This window comes from Chryseobacterium sp. AG844, from assembly GCF_003182335.1.
Classification (GTDB): Bacteria; Bacteroidota; Bacteroidia; order Flavobacteriales; family Weeksellaceae; genus Chryseobacterium; species Chryseobacterium cupriresistens.
This window is the reverse complement of sequence record NZ_QGTV01000007.1, coordinates 185807-204243: the sequence shown is the minus strand read 5'-3', so window position 1 is coordinate 204243 and position 18437 is coordinate 185807. Positions and strand designations below refer to the sequence as shown.

The 18437-nt window shown below is 36.3% G+C and carries 15 protein-coding genes and 1 pseudogene; 8 read left to right on the top strand and 8 right to left on the bottom strand.

Translation table 11 applies throughout. The features are described from left to right. Nucleotides 1–132: 132 nt before the first annotated feature. The 3 genes from DEU40_RS22630 to DEU40_RS09775 all read right to left on the bottom strand — a co-directional run bounded on the left by DEU40_RS22630 (nucleotide 133) and on the right by DEU40_RS09775 (nucleotide 1481). Nucleotides 133–678, bottom strand: coding sequence for an archaemetzincin (locus DEU40_RS22630; RefSeq protein WP_228406482.1), 546 nt, complete (start codon nucleotides 676–678; stop codon nucleotides 133–135). A gap of 133 nt (nucleotides 679–811) precedes the next feature. Next, nucleotides 812–1024: a hypothetical protein gene (locus tag DEU40_RS22625; protein ID WP_228406481.1), complete on the bottom strand. Its 213-nt coding sequence runs from the start codon at nucleotides 1022–1024 to the stop codon at nucleotides 812–814. After that, nucleotides 1005–1481: a SixA phosphatase family protein gene (locus DEU40_RS09775; protein ID WP_110009649.1), complete on the bottom strand. Its 477-nt coding sequence runs from the start codon at nucleotides 1479–1481 to the stop codon at nucleotides 1005–1007. Before DEU40_RS09775 ends, DEU40_RS22625 begins: the two co-directional genes overlap by 20 nt. A gap of 115 nt (nucleotides 1482–1596) precedes the next feature. Between DEU40_RS09775 and ruvX the strand changes: the two genes are divergently transcribed. The 6 genes from ruvX to DEU40_RS09745 all read left to right on the top strand — a co-directional run bounded on the left by ruvX (nucleotide 1597) and on the right by DEU40_RS09745 (nucleotide 5988). Next, nucleotides 1597–2013 carry a Holliday junction resolvase RuvX gene (gene ruvX / locus DEU40_RS09770; protein ID WP_110009648.1) on the top strand — a complete coding sequence of 139 codons (417 nt, stop codon included), beginning with the start codon at nucleotides 1597–1599 and terminating at the stop codon, nucleotides 2011–2013. After that, entirely contained in the window at nucleotides 2010–2582 is a 573-nt protein-coding gene (gene def, locus DEU40_RS09765; RefSeq protein WP_110009647.1) for a peptide deformylase, read from the top strand. The genes ruvX and def overlap by 4 nt, the downstream gene beginning before the upstream one ends. Nucleotides 2583–2656: 74 nt before the next feature. Next, complete coding sequence (locus DEU40_RS09760) at nucleotides 2657–3214, top strand: DUF5606 domain-containing protein (RefSeq protein WP_110009660.1); 558 nt, start codon at nucleotides 2657–2659, stop codon at nucleotides 3212–3214. A 234-nt stretch (nucleotides 3215–3448) separates the two neighbouring features. Then, nucleotides 3449–4216: a nucleoside triphosphate pyrophosphohydrolase gene (gene mazG / locus DEU40_RS09755; RefSeq protein WP_110009646.1), complete on the top strand. Its 768-nt coding sequence runs from the start codon at nucleotides 3449–3451 to the stop codon at nucleotides 4214–4216. A gap of 57 nt (nucleotides 4217–4273) precedes the next feature. Further along, nucleotides 4274–5146, top strand: coding sequence for an SdiA-regulated domain-containing protein (locus DEU40_RS09750; protein ID WP_110009645.1), 873 nt, complete (start codon nucleotides 4274–4276; stop codon nucleotides 5144–5146). A 29-nt stretch (nucleotides 5147–5175) separates the two neighbouring features. Continuing rightward, nucleotides 5176–5988 carry a hypothetical protein gene (locus DEU40_RS09745; RefSeq protein ID WP_110009644.1) on the top strand — a complete coding sequence of 271 codons (813 nt, stop codon included), beginning with the start codon at nucleotides 5176–5178 and terminating at the stop codon, nucleotides 5986–5988. An 80-nt stretch (nucleotides 5989–6068) separates the two neighbouring features. Here the strand turns inward: DEU40_RS09745 and DEU40_RS09740 are convergent, their stop codons facing one another. Continuing rightward, on the bottom strand, nucleotides 6069–6791 hold the full coding sequence (locus DEU40_RS09740; RefSeq protein WP_146207843.1) for a hypothetical protein: 723 nt from the start codon (nucleotides 6789–6791) through the stop codon (nucleotides 6069–6071). Between the two features lie 312 nt (nucleotides 6792–7103). Beyond that, complete coding sequence (locus DEU40_RS09735) at nucleotides 7104–10820, bottom strand: metallophosphoesterase (RefSeq protein WP_110009642.1); 3717 nt, start codon at nucleotides 10818–10820, stop codon at nucleotides 7104–7106. Between the two features lie 26 nt (nucleotides 10821–10846). On the opposite strand from DEU40_RS09735, the gene DEU40_RS09730 reads away from it, so the two are divergent. Then, a complete protein-coding gene (locus tag DEU40_RS09730) occupies nucleotides 10847–12022 on the top strand; it encodes a Pycsar system effector family protein (protein WP_110009641.1) in 1176 nt (391 codons plus the stop codon). Between the two features lie 48 nt (nucleotides 12023–12070). Next, nucleotides 12071–12960: pseudogene (locus DEU40_RS09720) on the top strand (bestrophin family protein). A gap of 12 nt (nucleotides 12961–12972) precedes the next feature. On the opposite strand, the gene DEU40_RS09715 reads toward DEU40_RS09720, so the two are convergent. The 3 genes from DEU40_RS09715 to DEU40_RS09705 all read right to left on the bottom strand — a co-directional run bounded on the left by DEU40_RS09715 (nucleotide 12973) and on the right by DEU40_RS09705 (nucleotide 18437). Further along, on the bottom strand, nucleotides 12973–15285 hold the full coding sequence (locus tag DEU40_RS09715) for a GAF domain-containing protein (RefSeq protein ID WP_110009638.1): 2313 nt from the start codon (nucleotides 15283–15285) through the stop codon (nucleotides 12973–12975). Between the two features lie 262 nt (nucleotides 15286–15547). Then, nucleotides 15548–16927, bottom strand: a complete 1380-nt coding sequence (locus tag DEU40_RS09710; protein ID WP_110009637.1) for an NADH-quinone oxidoreductase subunit N — start codon at nucleotides 16925–16927, stop codon at nucleotides 15548–15550. Nucleotides 16928–16943: 16 nt separating this feature from the next. Continuing rightward, nucleotides 16944–18437 (bottom strand): NuoM family protein, encoded by a 1494-nt coding sequence (locus tag DEU40_RS09705; protein ID WP_110009636.1) that lies wholly within the window; start codon nucleotides 18435–18437, stop codon nucleotides 16944–16946.

Genomic DNA, 18437 nt, shown 5'->3' with positions numbered 1-18437 from the left:
CGTTTATCGGCTAATTCCCTGAAATTTCTTGTCATAATACTAAATAACAATAAATGTATAAAACTAGGAATAATTGTGTCCACACGATAGTCCGGTGGAGGGGAATATGCAGTCGGTAATAGGAATGTTGGTTTATTGTACAAGATTCAGATCTTGCTGTGACAGGGAAAGCTCTGTGTTAAGATGTTGCTTTTCAAAGAAATTTTTTAGTTCAAGTAATCTTTTTTTATTATCATAATGGATACTTGAATTCAGTTTTCTTTGGCAGAGTGAACATGCTCTGGCAAGATGATAATCCGTTTCCGATAATGAATTGGTTCCGTTCATCACACAGTTGGCATTCAGACAATGGCTGATTCCAAACATATGCCCGATCTCGTGTGAACTGATTTTTATTAATCTTAAAAGACTTTTGTTAAAATTAGAATCTGTTAATTGGCCGTCTGCAAATCGGTATATAGAGGCTACTCCCACACCATCCTCATATGAAGCCAGTCCGAATACGTAATTCCATTCTGGTAATGGAAAAAGGTCTTTCTCCGTAATACCCATTAATACAATAGCATCTTTAGGTTTTCTTTTGATCAGAATACTGTCCAGTACATATCCAGCCAGAACCTGTTCCTGTCCTTCCTTTGAAATTCTTTTAACTTTTTCAGGGAAAATAGTATTGGGCAAAACAGGAAGAACCTTTGTTTCCAGCTGAAAATAGATTTTTAAATAGTGTTGGGTAAGTGCTATTTCTTTTTTGTGAAGTTCATCAAACTGCCCGATGGGCTGAAGATAAATGGTGTTCTTCCAGATGCAGGTTTTATCTTTTTAATTTCTGAAAATCTGCAAATGTCTGGAAATGTTCCTCATGATTATACCGCCAGCTTCCGGGTTTTGGAGAAGAGGAAAGTTTTATATCATTCAGTGCAATAGATTCATAGTAGGTTTTCTTCTGTTTCTGACATGAGAAAAGAAGGATCAATATTGAGACATAAAAAAGTAAAGAAGTAAAGTTATATTTTCCCCGGTTCATAAAAGAATAGCAGTTTCTTTTTGGCACCGTCGAACTCTGACCAGGAATCACAGTCTACCTCAAAACCCGCCACTCCGCAGGTGGGAAAATGGAAAATATCCTCAGAAATAGAATTGGCAAAATTGGAAATTCCATTATTGTGAGAGAAGAATGCAACCGAATTAAGGTTGTCATCCAGATCATAAATTACAGATTCAAAGCTTCTTTCAGAAGGATTATACAATTTTTCATCAGTAGCACAGTTTAGTTGATAAGCCTGATTGAAAATCTTACAGGTATTCAGTGCACGTACCGCAGGGCTGGACACAAAATGATCAATAGAAATGTTATTGCTTTTCAGGAATCTGGACATGTGCATAGCATCCTCCAAACCTTTGTCTGCCAAAGGTCTGTCAAAGTCCTCCGTTTCCTCCGGCCAGTCGCTTTTTGCATGTCTTACGAGGATGAGTTTCTTCATATAATTGTTTTTTGGAAGATTAAAATTATAAAAAAAATAATGGAATAAAACATGATTTATATAAAAAAACTGCGTTATGAATAAAATCAGTAAATTTTACTAAATTTGCAGACTTATGGGACAAATCCTTGCAATAGACTACGGAAAGGCTCGTTGTGGTATCGCTGCAACCGATGATATGCAGATTATAGCCAGTGGGCTGGAGACTGTGGAGAACCGTTTTTTAATGGAATTTTTGAAAAAATATTTCAGTGAAAATAAGGTAGATGAAGTAGTGATTGGACTTCCCATAGATTTGAAAGGAAATGTTTCGGAAGTGGAAACCGATATTTTGAAATTTATAGAACAATTTAAAAAAGAATTTTCGGATATTGCAGTTCACCGTTTCGATGAAAGATTTACATCCAAAATGGCTTCTTTTTTTATTTCCCAAAGTGGAAAAAACAAGAAAAAGAGGCAGGAAAAAGGATTAATAGATAAAGTAAGTGCAACCATCATATTGCAGAATTTTTTAGAACAAAGATTAAGATGATATTACCGATAAGAGCTTTTGGGGATCCTGTTTTGAGAAAAGTAGGAAAAGATATAGACAAAGACTATCCCGAATTACAGGAACTGATAGATAACATGTTCGAAACCATGTACAGCGCAAATGGCATAGGTCTTGCAGCGCCACAGATTGGTTTGGACATCCGTCTGTTTGTAATAGATGTGACGCCTCTTGCAGAAGATGAGGATTATGAAGATATTAAAGATGAGTTGGCAGAGTTCAAAAAAGTATTTATCAACGCTCAGATTCTTGAAGAATCAGGTGAAGAATGGAAGTTCAATGAGGGCTGTCTTTCTATTCCGGATGTAAGAGAAGATGTGAAAAGAAAAGGAACAATCGTTATTGAATATTATGACGAAAATTTTGTGAAACATACAGAAACTTTTTCCGATATTAGAGCCCGCGTAATTCAGCATGAATATGACCACATTGAAGGGATTTTATTTACCGACCACCTGAGTGCTCTGAAGAAGAAACTCGTAAAAGGTAAGCTGACAAAAATTTCTCAGGGTGACGTAAACATCGGTTACAAAATGAGATTTCCAAAATAATTAACAAGGATTAAAAAGAAATAATAAAAAGCAAAAAGCTAGTGCTGATTGCAGAATTTACAAAAAATAAAATTATGCTGTTAGAAAAAATAATTTCAATTTCTGGAAAACCAGGACTTTTCAAATTAGTTTCTCAATTAAGAAACGGATTCATCATTGAAGATGTTACCTCAAAGAAAAAAGTAAGCATTGGAAACTCAAGCCAGGTAAGTTTATTGGACAATATCGCCATGTTTACATTTGAGAAAGAAGTTCCTTTGTTTGAAGTATTTGAAAATATTGCTAAAAACAACGATTATAAGGAAACAATCTCTCACAAATCTTCTGATGCAGATCTGAAAGATTTTATGCTGGCTTCTCTTCCAAACTATGACACAGAAAGAGTATATTCTTCTGATATCAAGAAATTGGCTCAGTGGTACAACATCCTTCAAAAAGCAGGATATATTACGCCTGAAAGCTTTGTGAAAGCAGAACCTGAAACTTTAGATGGTGAGCCAGCTGAGGAAGTAAGCATTGAAAAAGAAGCTAAAAAAGCAGCTCCAAAAGCAGAAAAGCCAGCAGCTCCAAAAGTAAAAGCTACTTCCGCTGCTAAATCAGCTCCAAAGAGTACACACAGAAAACAAGGATAATTCATTTCTGAATTAAAAATACAAAGCCTTGTCTGGAAATTCCGGATAAGGTTTTTTGTTTTCTGGCAGTAAATAATTGGGGTTAATATTCCAAACCTAACAGGTTTCGAAAACCTGTTAGGTTTACATATCAAATCTATCCTAAATTCTGCACTCTGCAACTTTTACTTCCAACGTTTGTAATGATGCCCGAATAACCCTTACATTTGTATAAGATTGAATTTCCCATTATTTATGAATACGAAACAAGAGAAACTGGAGGCCTTCGGAAGATTACTGGATATTATGGATGATTTGCGTGAAAAATGTCCATGGGATCAGAAACAGACGTTAGAATCCCTTCGTCATCTTACCCTTGAAGAGACGTATGAACTTTCAGATGCCATTTTGCAGAATGATTTACAGGAAATAAAGAAAGAGCTGGGCGATGTCCTGCTTCACCTTGTTTTTTATGCTAAAATAGGTTCTGAAAAAGGAAGTTTTGACATTGCAGATGTTATCAATTCCCTGAATGAAAAGCTGATCTTCCGTCATCCTCACATTTATGGAGATACGGAAGTGAAAGATGAAGAAGAAGTGAAGCAGAACTGGGAAAAATTAAAATTAAAGGAAGGAAATAAATCTATTTTAGGCGGAGTTCCGAAAAGTCTGCCAAGTTTGGTAAAAGCCTACAGAATTCAGGATAAGGTAAAAGGAATCGGTTTTGAGTTTCACGATGCTGAAGACGCATGGAAAAAAGTAGATGAGGAAATTCAGGAGTTCCATGCTGAAGTGGATTTGGATAAAAAAGAACAAGAGCTGGGTGATGTTTTCTTCTCTCTGATTAACTATGCAAGGATTTCAGGAATCAATCCAGATTCTGCATTGGAAAGAACCAATCTGAAGTTTATTTCAAGATTTCAAAAGATGGAAGGTCTTGCCGAAGAACAGGATCTGAAACTGGCAGACATGTCTCTGGAAGAAATGGATGTTCTTTGGGAACAGGCAAAAAAACTTTCATAGTTGCCGATTGGAACAATTAATGCTTCTTATATTCAGTTAAAAAAATAAAAATTAAATATGTTACGTTTCCTTATTTTACCTGCTTTGCTTTTATTGAGCTGCAATCCAAAAGCTCAGAATTCCCCTGCTAAAGAGGATGAACTGAAAGTCCAGTTTACCTTACCTAAAAAGTTGAAGGAAGTTTCCGGAATTACTTTGTCAAAAGATAAGAAAACCATCTGGGCAATAGAAGACAAGGGAAATAAAAATGCAATATATGGACTGAGTGATAAAGGTGACATGCTGGCAAAAATACCGGTAGAAAATGCTGAAAATACAGACTGGGAAGACATCATATCCGATTCTCAGGGAAATATTTATATCGGAGATTTTGGAAATAATGACAATAACCGACAGGATCTGGCGATCTTAAAAACAGATTTGAAAGACAGCAAACAAATTGCTACCAAAGTTGTTCAGACTACAAAATTTCATTATCAGGGGCAGACAGAATTTCCTCCGAAAAAATCGAACCTGTTGTACGACTGTGAAGGTTTTGTTGAAATGGATGGCAATTTTTACTTATTCACCAAAAACAGAAGCAAAGGTTTTGACGGAACCTTTCTTGTATTCCAGGTTCCTAACAAAGAGGGTGATTTTGAAGCTAAACTAATAGGAAAATTAAAGCTTGATGGAGGGTATAATGATGCTGCTATTACCTCTGCGAGTATCAACAGCACAAAAGATAAAATCGTGTTGCTTACCCATAAAAATGTTCATGTGCTTACCGGATTTACTGCTAACGATTTTAATTCTGCTAAAATTCAAAAAATTCCTTTGAACCATAATTCCCAGAAGGAAGCTATTGTATTCTTTGATGATAAAACATTAATGATCGCAGATGAGAAAGGGAAAGATGAGGGGGGAAATGTGTATAGTTTTTCACTATAACCTTTATCTTTGCAGCAGATTAAATAACTATGAAAAAAATATTGTATATCCTGTTGGTGCTAGGTTTTTCCTCTTGCAGTAGTACTAATGATGAATCTATAACTGTAAATGAAAATCAAACTGAAGATTTACAACCTGATAAAGGGTATATTTTTCTGATGGATCAGCGCACAGCATTAATGAGTCCAGATAAATACTATCGGTTTTTCTACGAAAACGGACGTTTACAGAAAATGCTTGGAAGAAACTATTTCGTAACCGGAAATTTTCAATTTTTTTATCCTGATGTTATTACTCAGTTAAGTTATACAAACAATAAGGTACAAATAGATTACCTTGAACAGGAAATGACTTCCGGATATAGAACGACTTCTTACCTGATGGAAAACAACAGACCTGTTAAGGCTGAAAAGTATTATAAGAATGGAACTTTTGCCGAACTGGAGATGACAAGGACTTATGCGTATGGCACCAATACAATAAGTGTATATACTAAGCGTGGTTATCAGGAGTTTTTTACAACCTATTATTTTGATGGAAATAGTAATCTTTCTAAAAGTGAAACATTAGAAAAGGCCACTGGTAAGGATAAACAGTTCACAACTACTGTGTATTCAGATTTTGACAATGCTAAAAATCCATTTAAAAAATTATTTTTGATTAATGATGACTTTTATGAAAAGAGTTTATCAAAAAATAATTTTAGAGCTAAGGAATCAGTGACTGAATATGCTGATTATCCTGATACCGGTATACCTCCGCAACCAGGAATATCCAAATCAAAATGGACCTACAATTACGATAATAATGGCCAGGTGTTATTATATTTTCCCTTGCAATAGCAGATAGAATAAACCCCACAGAGAAATCTGTGGGGTTTTGAATATATGAATGTTAATGAAGTGATTGACGTTTGTATTGTTTATGGAGTCAGATATGAGATATGAATATTTCCGCTGGATAATCTGAAATCCTGAGTATAACGGCAGCGTATTCTGAAGGATTCTCCCGTATTGAAAAAGTTAATGGAGGAAAGATTATGATTCAGTCCTGTTGTACGCTCTCCATGGCCCGTAGATATGCCTGCTAATGTTGTGAGCGTAGGGGAAACTTTTTGTATGTATGAATTAGCTGTTCCTGCAGTTTGTCCTGATGGATTTAAATTAAGATCGTAGGTAGCATAAGGAACAATATTGTAAAATCCAGGTTTTACTACTGTGAAAAGTCCTGTTGTAGAATTGTACGTTAGATAAGCATTATCAATCTTATTACTCACATTAAAGACATAGGTTTGTGAATAACTTTCATGAGTATTGACTGGTGTAGAATGCGTACCTGTATAACTTCCACTAGCCGGGCTGATGTCTGTTTTGTTTCCAACAAAAACTACCTTTAGAAAGTTTTCTGACTCAATTGTTTTCCAAACCGGCGCATTCCCTGCTCCGTTAGACATTAAAACTTCCCCTTTGTTTCCGGAATTTCCCTTTGTTCTATCGTCTCCGCCTACATTCAGATCTTTAACAACCTGAAGTGAACCGTTGACATGCAATGTATGTTGGGGAGTTGATGTTTTAATCCCTATCTGTGCATTTAACTGGATGAACATGACAAATAAAGCCATATAGAATAGTTTTTTTTTCATCATTTGTTGATTTTTTGTTGCCACAAATATAAAATGTTTTTAAAATGTCAATTTTTTAAGGAATTGATAATCATATTAAACTATGTCTGGTTTTGACTTATATAGCTGAAAATATGACCTTTATTTAAAAGCCATATTTATTTTATCAGTAAAAAATGTGAGTTGAAAATTTGAATTATTAATTTTTATTTAAATTGAAATTTTTCAAATTTTTAATTTAAAATAGTTTAAAATACTGTTAAACAATGTTTTATATTGAGTGTTTGATGGTGGTACTCATTCAAAATTGAGAATTAATTTTTTTAATGGACCAGATTAAAATTTCATTCCCACCCCGGCAGAAATTCTTCCACCATCTGAACCATAGAAATAATTTAATCTTGCAGACATCATTTCCACAATACTCAGCCATACTCCTGCACCCACAGACTGATGCCATTTTCTGGAATTTTCATCGTCATTCCATACACGGCCAGTATCGTATCCTATTAGAATTCCCATGTTGGCGGGAGCAATATTATTTCTTACCCTTCCAAAATCCCATCGGATTTCTGAGTTATTGGTGAAATAGGATCTTCCTGAGAATCTTTCGTTTCTGAAGGCTCTCATTCCATTATTACCTCCGATAGCTGCAGCCTGATAAAATTCAAAATTATTGTTATTGATCCACATCACATTGCTGGAATTGGCGAATACAAATTTCCCTTTTTTATCAATCCTGTGGTCAATGGCCAGTTTTCCTTTTACCGTTACGAAATTCTTATTAAAATCAGAAAGAGTTGCTTTCCAGTCTGCATTCAGCATAAATTCCAGTCCAAGAGTAGGGAAGGCCGTATTATCAGCATTTTTATAACCAAAGGTATAGTTGGCTCCAACAAACTGCTGGCTGTTGAATACGCCAGGTCTCACATCCGGAGACTGGTTGATGAAACGGTCAGCTTTTCTTTGTACTTTATTATCTTCAAAAGTCAGTTGAAACTGGTGGCTGAGGTTCATCCAGCTCTTTTGAGAGATGGAAGGAGCAAAGTTGAACTTGGAAATTCTGGCTCTGTTGTATTCTCTTTCTGTGTCTTCCTTATCATACTCACTTTCATTGGAAAGTCCAAAGAAGTTCTGAGAGAACCTTGGAGTCGTATAGAATGCATCAAGGTTAATATCCCAGCCTGAGATTGCTTTTTTAAATACACCTTTGTACGTAAGGCTAAATCCTGCAGTTGCCGTATAAAAATTAGCTTTTAAACTGTGCCTCTGAGTAAATGGATCACGGATAAAATTATTTACTGTGTAATTGGCCAGAACGCCTACAATCACACCGTCATCCGGGTTGTAATCCAGGTTTGGATATCCGGCAACGGAATTATATTTAGGATGCTTATAATTATAGCTGTTGATGTCATAATCATCCGTAATGTTTTTGGTTGCATTTCCGGAATTGTAAGTGTTTTTCTGGGATTTAAAATCATAGATTTTCACTTTTCTTCCATCTGCAACGTTGTAGGTATCATGATTATATCCACCAATCAGTCGGATCGTCATTTTAGGATTTCCGCTTCCGGTTACTACATAGGTGTCATCATCTTCCAGTCCGTAGATCCATAATTCTTTTGTTTTTGAATCATGATAGGTTTTTTCAAAAACAAGTTCATTCTGATCTTTATTTTTACCCAGATAATATTGCTGTACAAGGACGGAATGTCCATTTTTGGTGATGACAAACTTATCAGGATTTACCGTTCCTGCCAAAGGAACTTTTTTCTGCAGTACATCATAATACTGAGTGGCATAGCTCTGAAGTTTCGTCTTTCTTATTTTAAGTTTTCTCTGAATTTCAGCAATGGTATCATCCTGCACTTCTTTCGGAAGATTGTGGAAAGCGTCATCAATATCCGCATCGGTGAGATGCTCCTGAATATACTTTGCCTGCGTTTCCCATTCATTCTGGTCTGCACCTTTTAAGAATACAAGATCCATCGGATAAGGTTCCATAGCGAGCCATTTTACACTGCTGATATCTTCTGTAAAGGTTTTCATGTGACGAATGGCAGGAACATTCATAATGATTCTGAAGGCTGCACCATCATATTTACTGAATGCCTGATCCCTGTCTTTAGGAATAGGTTTATAGATTACTTTATCACCTGCTTCATATTCTGCCCATTTCCACTGGTCAGAATGTCTGTCCCAGTCACCAATAAGCATATCAAACAACCTTGCTCTGATATAAGATTCTCTGTCAACAGAATATTTATCGCTTTTGTTAAGATTTTTTAGTACATCATCTGTAGAAACGATATCTTTTGCATGATCCAGATAAGCCAATGTTTTAGGATCTGAAGAAAAACGCTCTTCAATCATGTACATTTCGTCCCCGTAGTTTTCATTATACCTTCCCAAAGCTTGCTGCTTAGGAATGTAATACAGCTTTGGATTACTATGGAAAATACCCAGCTTTTCCGACATGTTTCCAATCGTAAAAGGGGTAAACGGATGATTGGTTGTGTAAAAATCCAGCAGGAATTTTTCAGGAAATGTATCTGCAAGTTCTTCTCCTAATGTACTTTTCTGAAAAGCCATATTGTTAAGAAAGCGGATCGCACTTTTTTTCACTCCACGCATCACAAATTCCTGTCCGTCTGAAGATTTCAACCGTAAACTGTTGGATTGATTTCCTCCACCTTCCCGGAAAGGAATATATCCTCCGTTCAATTCCGAAAGATTAGCTGTTGGTGCTTCAATAGGAATTCCGTAGTATCTTCTGTAATGATCACCCCAAAGCCAGCGGTAAAACTTTCTTTTTTCAGTAAGCGCTACCGGGTAAATGGTGGAAGAAAATGTGGGTGGAAAAGAATTAGGGAAATTATTGACGAATACATCCGGTTTGGAAATCACGGAAATATGAGTGAGTTTTTGAAGCTGTGCATCTTTGGTTGAAAAATACTCAACATCTGTACTTTCATCTTTTCTGAAATTTAAAACCGCAAAACCACTTCCTCCGTAGGAAAAGTCTGTTTTTTCTACAATGGTAGAGGGATCTGTTTTAGAGCCTGCTCCACTGATAATCTGTCTCAGGTTTCCATCTTCGTGATATTGCAGGTTATGATCATGTCCGGACACGAAAATAATATTTTCCTTATCCTGAACAATACTTTTCAGTCTGTTGGCTAAGTCTGCATAATGCTGATTATTAATATCTTCAGGACTGGCTCCTGAGGAACTTCTCAATATATTGATGACACTTGCCACTACAGGAACAGGAACTTTACTCTTTAAAGGAAAAAGATGGGATTTTGCAGAATTAAAACCTGCATGTGTTCCGCTGCTGATGATGGGATGATGTAGGGCAACAATTATTTTTTTTCCCTGATTTTTTATGATCAGATCTTTAAACTCGGTGAAAAAATCTTCACGGGTTTTGATGTTGCAGTTTTTGTTGATTCCCGGATAATTATCCCAGTTCGCTATTACCCATTCTGTATCGATGGCAATGAGCTTGATATCTTTGGAAACATTGATATCATCAATCGGGCAGCCGTTTTTTGGTAGGAAAGCTTTTTTATCATCAAGATATTTTTTAACAAGTCCTTCCTGGGTATTCAATCCTTCCAGTCCATTGTACCAATCATGGTTCCCGGGAATTACTAATGTTTTTCCCTTGAAATTTTTGGTGATAGCTAGCTGATTTTCCAGTTTTTGTTTTGCCAGGGCATAATCTTTATCTGTTTCTTTGGGCATACCATTAGGGTAGATATTATCGCCCAGAAAGATCAGCATAGAATTGCTGTCGGCAGAATCCAGCTTACTTTTCAGTAAATTCAGTGTTTTTTGTGCTTGAGGTTCATCTGCGTTTCCTGCATCTCCAATGAGAAAGAGTTTAAAATCATTATCGGATTTTATTTCGGAATCTTTTACTTCAAATAAGTTTTTGCCCTTTTGCACGTTATAGGTAGCACAGGAATAAAGGACTCCTGCGGACATTACTGTTCTAAGAACAATAGAAGTATTTTTTAGATGAGTTTTAAAGGATAAATTCATAAATTTACATTAACAAAATTTCAGGGATGAGCATTTTACAAAAAGCTAAAAATTATGTTGAAATCTTATTCAAAGATAAGTTATCTTCAGTATATTTTTATCATAATTTTATCCATACTGCCTATACCGTTAATAAGGCTGAGGAAATCATGAAAAATACTCCTGTTTCTGAGGAAGATCAGGAGAAGGTACTCGTAGCATTATGGTTTCATGATACGGGGTATATAGAATGTGCCCTGAACCATGAGGAAAGAAGTGTGGAAGTGATGAAAGCCTTTTTACATCAGGAGAATTATCCTGAAAACTATATTGCAGACGTTGAAAAACTGATTCTGGCTACCAAAATTCATTATGAACCTCAGAATTTACTGGAAAAAATCGTAAAGGATGCCGATTTCAGCCATTTTGCAGGTCATGATTACAGTGATATTTCCGATGCTTTGAGAAAAGAATGGGAACTGACGAATGTAAGATGTTTTTCCAATGAAGAATGGAATGCCGGAAATCTGGATATGCTGAAGAACAAGCATACTTTTTACACGGATTATGCCAAGGAAAACTGGGAACCTCTGAAAAAGAAAAACATCAAAAAAATCGAAAAGAAGCTGGAAAAAGAAGAAGAGAAGAAAGAAAGTAAAAAGGAGGTTTCAGAAGGTAAAAAAGAAAAGGAAAAATCGGACAGAAGTGTAGATACCTTATTCAGGGTGACCCTTAATAATCATACGAGACTGAGTGATATTGCAGACAGTAAAGCCAATATTCTTTTATCTGTAAATGCCATTATTATTTCAGTATGCCTTTCCGTACTGGTTCCGAAGCTGGATGCTCCTAAAAATTCACATCTGATTCTTCCAAGTTTCATACTATTGCTGTCAAGTGTACTGACGATCATATTTGCGATTCTGTCTACAAAACCGAATGTAACCAAATCAACATTTACTTCTCAGGATATTGCCAACAGAAAAGTAAACCTATTGTTCTTTGGAAACTTTCACCAGATGTTGTTTGACGATTATAATAATGCCATGAAAGACCTTATTAAAGACAGGGATTATATTTATGACTCAATGGTGAAGGATCTGTATTATCTCGGGAAAGTTCTTAACAGGAAGTATAAGCTTTTATCCATTACCTACAAGATTTTTATGGCTGGAATTATTATTTCCGTTTTATCTTTCGGGGCGGCTTTTCTTAGTCTTTAATTAATAAACATACAAATGATCGTCAGACAGCGTACCAATTGACTGAAAATGTTATTTATATGGAGAGGATCCGTATTAAAGAAAATTGTTGTTCAGCTTACCATTATCACGCTGTTTTCTCTGGCTATTTACTTTTTCAAAGGAAAAATCTTTGACTATAAAGTGCATCTTAATCCTACCATTTTTACATTGATAGGACTGGCATGCCATTTTTTATGGGATTCTGTAATTCTGCAAGCTATGACCGTTTCTGGGAAGGGCGGAAACTCTGGGGATTACTGGTCATTGAAACCAGATCCCTTACAAGACAGATCCTATCGCTGGTAAACGATTCTTCGTCTGAAGCTAAAGAGGAAAAAGAGAAAATCATCAAGCTGATTTCTGCATTTGCATGGTCACTGAACTTTCAGCTGAGAGATAAATCTGGTACAGAACATCTTGAGAGACTGATTTCACCAGAACAATTGGAACAGGTGAAGAACAAGAAATTTATTCCCAATATTATTCTTGGTTTTATTGCAGACTGGCTCAAAGAACAGAATAAAAAAGGAAATATAGATACCATTGTTATGACTTCTATGGATCATCAGCTGAATCAGTTTTCTAATATTTCCGGCGGATGTGAGAGGATTTACAATACACCATTACCTTTTGCTTACAGCGTTTTGCTGCATCGTACTGTTTATTTATATTGTTTCTGGCTTCCTTTCGGGCTGGTAGATACGTTGGGATGGATGATGCCATTGATCGTTCTGCTGATCAGTTATACCTTTATTGCTCTTGATGCTATTATTCGGGAGATTGGAGAGCCTTTTGGTGAAGAGGAAAATGATCTTGCGTTGAACAGCATCTGCCGTACGATTGAGTTTTCTATTTTTGAGCAGGCAGGAATTCCTCAGGGCGAACTGAAGAAGCCGGATACTTATTTTGTGGATTAAAGAAGCATCATTTTATTCCTGTGGAAGTGTAAAGGAAACCCTTAACGCCAGCAATCCCGTGATTCCCTGCAGATCTTCTACTCTTAAAAATTCTACGTCATGCTGTAAAACCCCTTTTTTCTGGAGTTTGGAAATATAATCTAAATATTCCTTCTGATTTTCCATTCCGAAATAGACAATAGTGATTTTTCTGGGAGCGGTGATACGCTCTGAAGAATCTTTCACATGGGCTTTATCCAGACGTTTTTTAATAATCTCGTAATAGGAATTGTAGGCTCCGTCTACATCAAAACGTTTTTCATCCATTCTGAAACGGATGTCTATTTTTTCATTATAGACGAAAATCAGTGAAGCAATATCAAGTGGTACCGGAAGATACTTTTTGAACGACTGAAATTCAAGTTCCATTTTACAGATGGTTTTCAATTGCCAGTATCTCAGTTTGTGGACTACTTTTGAAGTATAGTGCAGCTCAGGAGCGATGGTAGAACCAATATATAGATTATGTTCCACACCGTCAGATTTAAACCTTTCATAATAATGCGGAAAAATTTCCTGTGCTTTTACCTGGCTTTCATCCAGCATATCTGCCAGTTTTCGGTTAACAAGCGTGATAGAATCATCAAGATTTTTTCTGTGATGATAAAACAGATCCGTAGAAGTAAAAATGTGGGAGAAATAGTCTTTGATCTTTGCTTTTATTTCCCTGGACGTTTTAATTTCCAGTTTTCCCTGTAAAAAAGGATGAATTTCTTCTCTTAACAATCTCTGAAAACGCTGTTCCGTATCCGCTTTGATCTCATTGTTGATCTCATTTTCAAAAACATCCAGTGCCAGTATAAATTTTTCGGAATCCGAGTTGGTGAGTGTCAGAATTTCATTCAGCCATTCAATCTGCTGGTTGAGATCCTGCAGCATCAGATTAAAACGCTTTTCAGAAGAAGAACGGATATCCGAAACCCCAAACAACGGGGTAAGATTTTTGAATGCAATCTGTTTTAAAGTATATATCTTTTTTCCGAGTGACGCCGTAAAATATTTCTCAGCTTCATTTCTGAACTTCCAGACCACACTGTCGTGGATCGTGGTATATTCACGCTGGATAATGGCTTCTATCTGATAGTTTTTCTCAAAGTAAAACCTGTTCAGAGAGAAGAGAACCATATCGGTAAAAAACTCCAGTTTTTTAAGCTTTAAACCATTGAAACTTCCGGCAATAGGAGAGGTGAATTCCATGATGGCAAGGAGCTCGCCGTCTTTCATGATAGGAATTACCATGAAGCTGTTCACATTATTATCCTTTAAAATACTGAAGGAAGGAAGCATCTTGACATTCTCTTCCAGGTTGTTTACATTGGAAACAACTACAGGCTTTGAATTATGATTTAAATTATTAAAAGTACTCTTGCGGGTTTCTTCATCAAATGCATTGATCCAGAAATCAAGAATGTGATTTGTGAGAAGACTTTCGTAAATCGGAAGTTTATCCAGTTTCTGTTCCTTTTTGTTGAACGTCATCAGTCCGAAGCTCAATTCTGGAACATCAAAATAGGATTTGAAAATTTCAGTCAGATTTTCATTGGGATTCATATTTTCCGGATCAATTTCAATCATGCTTGATTTCAGATCGGAAAGGGCCACTTCAGAGGTACAGTCTACCAGTGAAATAATGGTAAATCCTTTCAGTATCCACGATTGTGAAGGGAAATACTTTTTCCAGAGTTTAAAATCATCAAGATTTTCCAAAAGCATATCCAGAATATCATCAGATGGAATTTTGGCATCTTTTGTAGGAGTAATTTCCGTAAAATCTGAATTGACCGTAATTTTATAATGCTTCATGATTCCCTGCTTATTCGGGATGTCATAATAAAACGGAAGTGTACTTTTAATATCTTTTTTGAAATAGCTCTGAAGAATCAGACAGCAGCAAAATACATAGAATTCGTTATCTGAAATATTCCTGAGTTCTATTTCAAAGTCTTTTCCGGCATCTTTCAGAATATCTTTAAACCTTTCGGTATAGTTGAAGGTAATGTTGGAAAGCGGAATACTTGCCGCTTTTATTTCGTTTCTGGTGAGACCTGTCGGGAAAAGGTCGGCAAGAAGCAGTCTGATGAGGTCATCGTATTTTTCAAGAAGGGCTGTATCCTGGAAGCCTTCTCTAAGGTCTTTAAAATTTCGGGTGCTCTCTAGTAAGGACTCTGCATAATTGACCCTGTATTCCAGTCTGTCATTATACCGGATATGTTCCAGAACATCCAAATATTTTTTGAATGATATATAAACCTGAAAGGGAGAGTCTTTTTTATAGAGATTAGCCAAGAGCTGAAAAATTTAAAGTAAAGTTATGAAAAAAGCAGAATATTGATCGTGTGGAATTTTTATTTTATTGTATATAATTTGCAGGTGCTTTGGGAAACTCTGCAAGGTATTTTATAATTCTTTACTGTTTTTTTATACAGACAGATTATAGATTTATAGATAAATAAAAATTAAAGTTTTTGGGATGAGAAATTCATTATTTGAAGGATAATAAAAAAGCACAACCGACGAGTTGTGCTTTTTATATCTTAAAATTCAGATTTTACAATCCGAACATTTTTGCAAATAGATCCGGGAAAACTCCAAGGATGATGATCAGGGCAATAACAATTACTGCAATGATATTGTATGTAAGAGTTACTTTTTCTGATGATTTGAATGTTGATTCTTTAAAGAAGAACATTGCAATGATCAGTCTTAGATAGTAAGCAATGGATAGGGCAGAACCTAACACAGCTACCAGTACTAAGAATGCAGCACCGTTCATCGCTTGGGAGAATAAAGCAAATTTCCCCATGAAACCAGCTGTTAACGGAACTCCTGCCATTGAAAGCATTGAGATCGTTGCTGCTGTCGCCAGTAAAGGTTCTGTTTTTGCCAATCCTTTGAAAGCTCCGAAAGAAGTTTCTCTTTTTAATTTCTCTACCCAGATCAGACACATGAAAACTCCTACTGTAGATAAAGAATAAGCAAACAGATAGAAGGCAAGGTTATAAGTAGAAAGGCTTGTCATTCCAAAGAATACCAATCCGATATATCCTGCGTGGGAAACTGAAGAGTATGCCAGCATTCTTTTTGCATTCGTCTGAGCAAGACCCATAACGTTTGCCAAAAGTAATGTAATGATTAAGAATACACCTAAAACATTAATCCATTCGTGAGTTACTCCCGCGAAACCAAGCGTCATCAATCTGAACAGCGCAAAGAATCCTGAGATCTTTACTACACTCGCCATGAAAGCTGTGATTAATGAAGGAGAACCTGCGTAAACATCAGGGCTCCACATGTGGAAAGGAGCTAAAGCTACCTTAAATGCCAATGCACAAAGAATCAGTAATACACCCAAGATGAACATTACATTTCCAGCATTTGCTACTCCAAAGTCGTGGATTTTGTACAGATCAAAACTTCCTGCACTTCCATAGATGAACGCAATCCCGAACAGTAAGAAACCTGTTGCGAATGCACCCATAAGGAAATATTTAATAGAAGCTTCGTTGGATCTCAGATCAGTTTTGTTAGCTCCAGCCATTACATATAATGGAATAGAAAGGATCTCAACTCCTAAGAACATCGTCACCAGGTTCTGGTATCCGAAAAGGATGATCCCTCCACATAATGCGAATAGCATCAATGCATATAATTCTGACTGGTGGCTTCTGTGGTTGCTGAAAGCAAAACCGCCCAGGAAGAATAACAATAAAGTTGTTACGATTGATATTTTAGTGAATAATGCGGTATTGTCACTGTACTCATACATATGCTTGTAATGGTCGAAAAACGAACATTCCGGCATAAAACTTACGTACAATGCGATGATTAATCCCAAAATCCCAATGTATCTTGCGAATTTTCCTTGTTCAAAAACTCCTGAAAATAACGCAATAACTGCCGTTAGGAAAACAATAATTAAAACACTCATTTCTTAAAATATCAAATTAACTTACCATTGATTGGTAGATAAACTTCACCGAACTACTCACCATGTCGATTACCGGTTGTGGGAAAATACCTAGTAAAATCACAAAAACCGCTAAACTTGCCAATACAGAAAATTCTACGCCTGATAAATCTTTTGCTGTACTTAAAACGGCTTCATCTCCTTCTCCAAACATTGCTTTTCCGTAGAATCTTAATAAATATACCGCACAAAGAATTACCGTAAGACCAGCAATGACTGCTGCTGTTCCGTTAAAATCATAAACCGATTTCAACAAAATAAATTCCCCGATGAATCCATTGGTTAATGGAACTCCCATTGAACCTAATATAATGATCAGGAACAACACCGCAAACTTAGGTGCTACTTTAGCTAGACCACCCATTTGTCTGATGTCTCTTGATTTAAATCTCTTATATAAAATATCACAACAGTAGAATAATCCTACCACGTTGATACCGTGAGCAAATGTCTGTACCAAAGCTCCTTCAGCACCTTCTACATTGAAAGTTCCTCTTAAAGTAACTACTGCTGAAGCGAAGATCCCTGCTACCATCAATCCTACGTGAGAGAAGGAAGAGTATGCAATGATTCTCTTCATATCCGTCTGGATAATAGCGATCAAAGCTCCGTGAACAATTCCTACAATAGCAAGAATAATTACGATCTGTCCGGAAATTCCGGCAATCGGAAGCGGAGTGATTGGAAGTAAATAACGCATTACACCATATACTGCCATCTTCAGCATGATCCCTGATAATAACATGGATCCCTGAGTAGGAGAGTAGGTATAGGTGTCAGGCTGCCATGTATGGAAAGGGAATACCGGTAATTTCACTGCAAAAGCAAAGAAAATAAACCAGAATACCACAGTCTGCTGTACTTCGTTAAGCTGTGCATTGTATAGATCAGTTAAAGCGAATGATGCAGAGTGGTTGTACACATAGATCAATCCGGCTAACATAAATAATGATCCCACGAATGTATATACGAAGAATTTCGTAGTGAACTCAAACCTTTTATTCTCTTGTCCCCAAAGTCCGGCAATGAACCAAATTGGAATCAAAGTTACTTCCCAGAAAATGTAGAATAACAATCCGTCTAAAGAAGTGAATACTCCTACAAGACCAAACTGCATCAATAGAATCAGTCCGTAGAATGTATTTCTATAGTTTAGATTTTCGTTGAAAGATGATAAAATAATGATTGGAGCCAGAATATTGGTCAGTAATAAAAGAAGCATGCTCATTCCATCGATACCGAAGTGAAGAGAGCTCTTCATAAATTGTGACCATGGATAATTGATCTCATGCTGCAATACGCTGTCTACTGTCGGAGTAAAATCAAAATCCGAAAGTACGTAGAACGTAAGGAGCATTTGTACCAATGCAATTCCAAGCGCCAAATATTTGCTGGAATTATTCTTCCAGGCAAAAACTAATCCCGAACCTACTAGAGGTAATAGTAATAATGTTAATAACAAACAAGACAT

Excerpts from the sequence above, each read along its gene's own strand:
- DEU40_RS09740 (WP_146207843.1), bottom strand. The coding sequence starts at position 6,791 with ATGATGAAAAAAAAACTATTCTATATGGCTTTATTTGTCATGTTCATC.
- DEU40_RS09750 (WP_110009645.1), top strand. The coding sequence starts at position 4,274 with ATGTTACGTTTCCTTATTTTACCTGCTTTGCTTTTATTGAGCTGCAAT.
- DEU40_RS09775 (WP_110009649.1), bottom strand. The coding sequence starts at position 1,481 with ATGAAGAAACTCATCCTCGTAAGACATGCAAAAAGCGACTGGCCGGAG.
- DEU40_RS09710 (WP_110009637.1), bottom strand. The coding sequence starts at position 16,927 with ATGAGTGTTTTAATTATTGTTTTCCTAACGGCAGTTATTGCGTTATTT.
- DEU40_RS09760 (WP_110009660.1), top strand. The coding sequence starts at position 2,657 with ATGCTGTTAGAAAAAATAATTTCAATTTCTGGAAAACCAGGACTTTTC.
- mazG (WP_110009646.1), top strand. The coding sequence starts at position 3,449 with ATGAATACGAAACAAGAGAAACTGGAGGCCTTCGGAAGATTACTGGAT.
- DEU40_RS09735 (WP_110009642.1), bottom strand. The coding sequence starts at position 10,820 with ATGAATTTATCCTTTAAAACTCATCTAAAAAATACTTCTATTGTTCTT.
- DEU40_RS09705 (WP_110009636.1), bottom strand. The coding sequence starts at position 18,437 with ATGTCTTGTTTGTTATTAACATTATTACTATTACCTCTAGTAGGTTCG.
- DEU40_RS22625 (WP_228406481.1), bottom strand. The coding sequence starts at position 1,024 with ATGAACCGGGGAAAATATAACTTTACTTCTTTACTTTTTTATGTCTCA.
- def (WP_110009647.1), top strand. The coding sequence starts at position 2,010 with ATGATATTACCGATAAGAGCTTTTGGGGATCCTGTTTTGAGAAAAGTA.
- ruvX (WP_110009648.1), top strand. The coding sequence starts at position 1,597 with ATGGGACAAATCCTTGCAATAGACTACGGAAAGGCTCGTTGTGGTATC.
- DEU40_RS09730 (WP_110009641.1), top strand. The coding sequence starts at position 10,847 with ATGAGCATTTTACAAAAAGCTAAAAATTATGTTGAAATCTTATTCAAA.
- DEU40_RS09745 (WP_110009644.1), top strand. The coding sequence starts at position 5,176 with ATGAAAAAAATATTGTATATCCTGTTGGTGCTAGGTTTTTCCTCTTGC.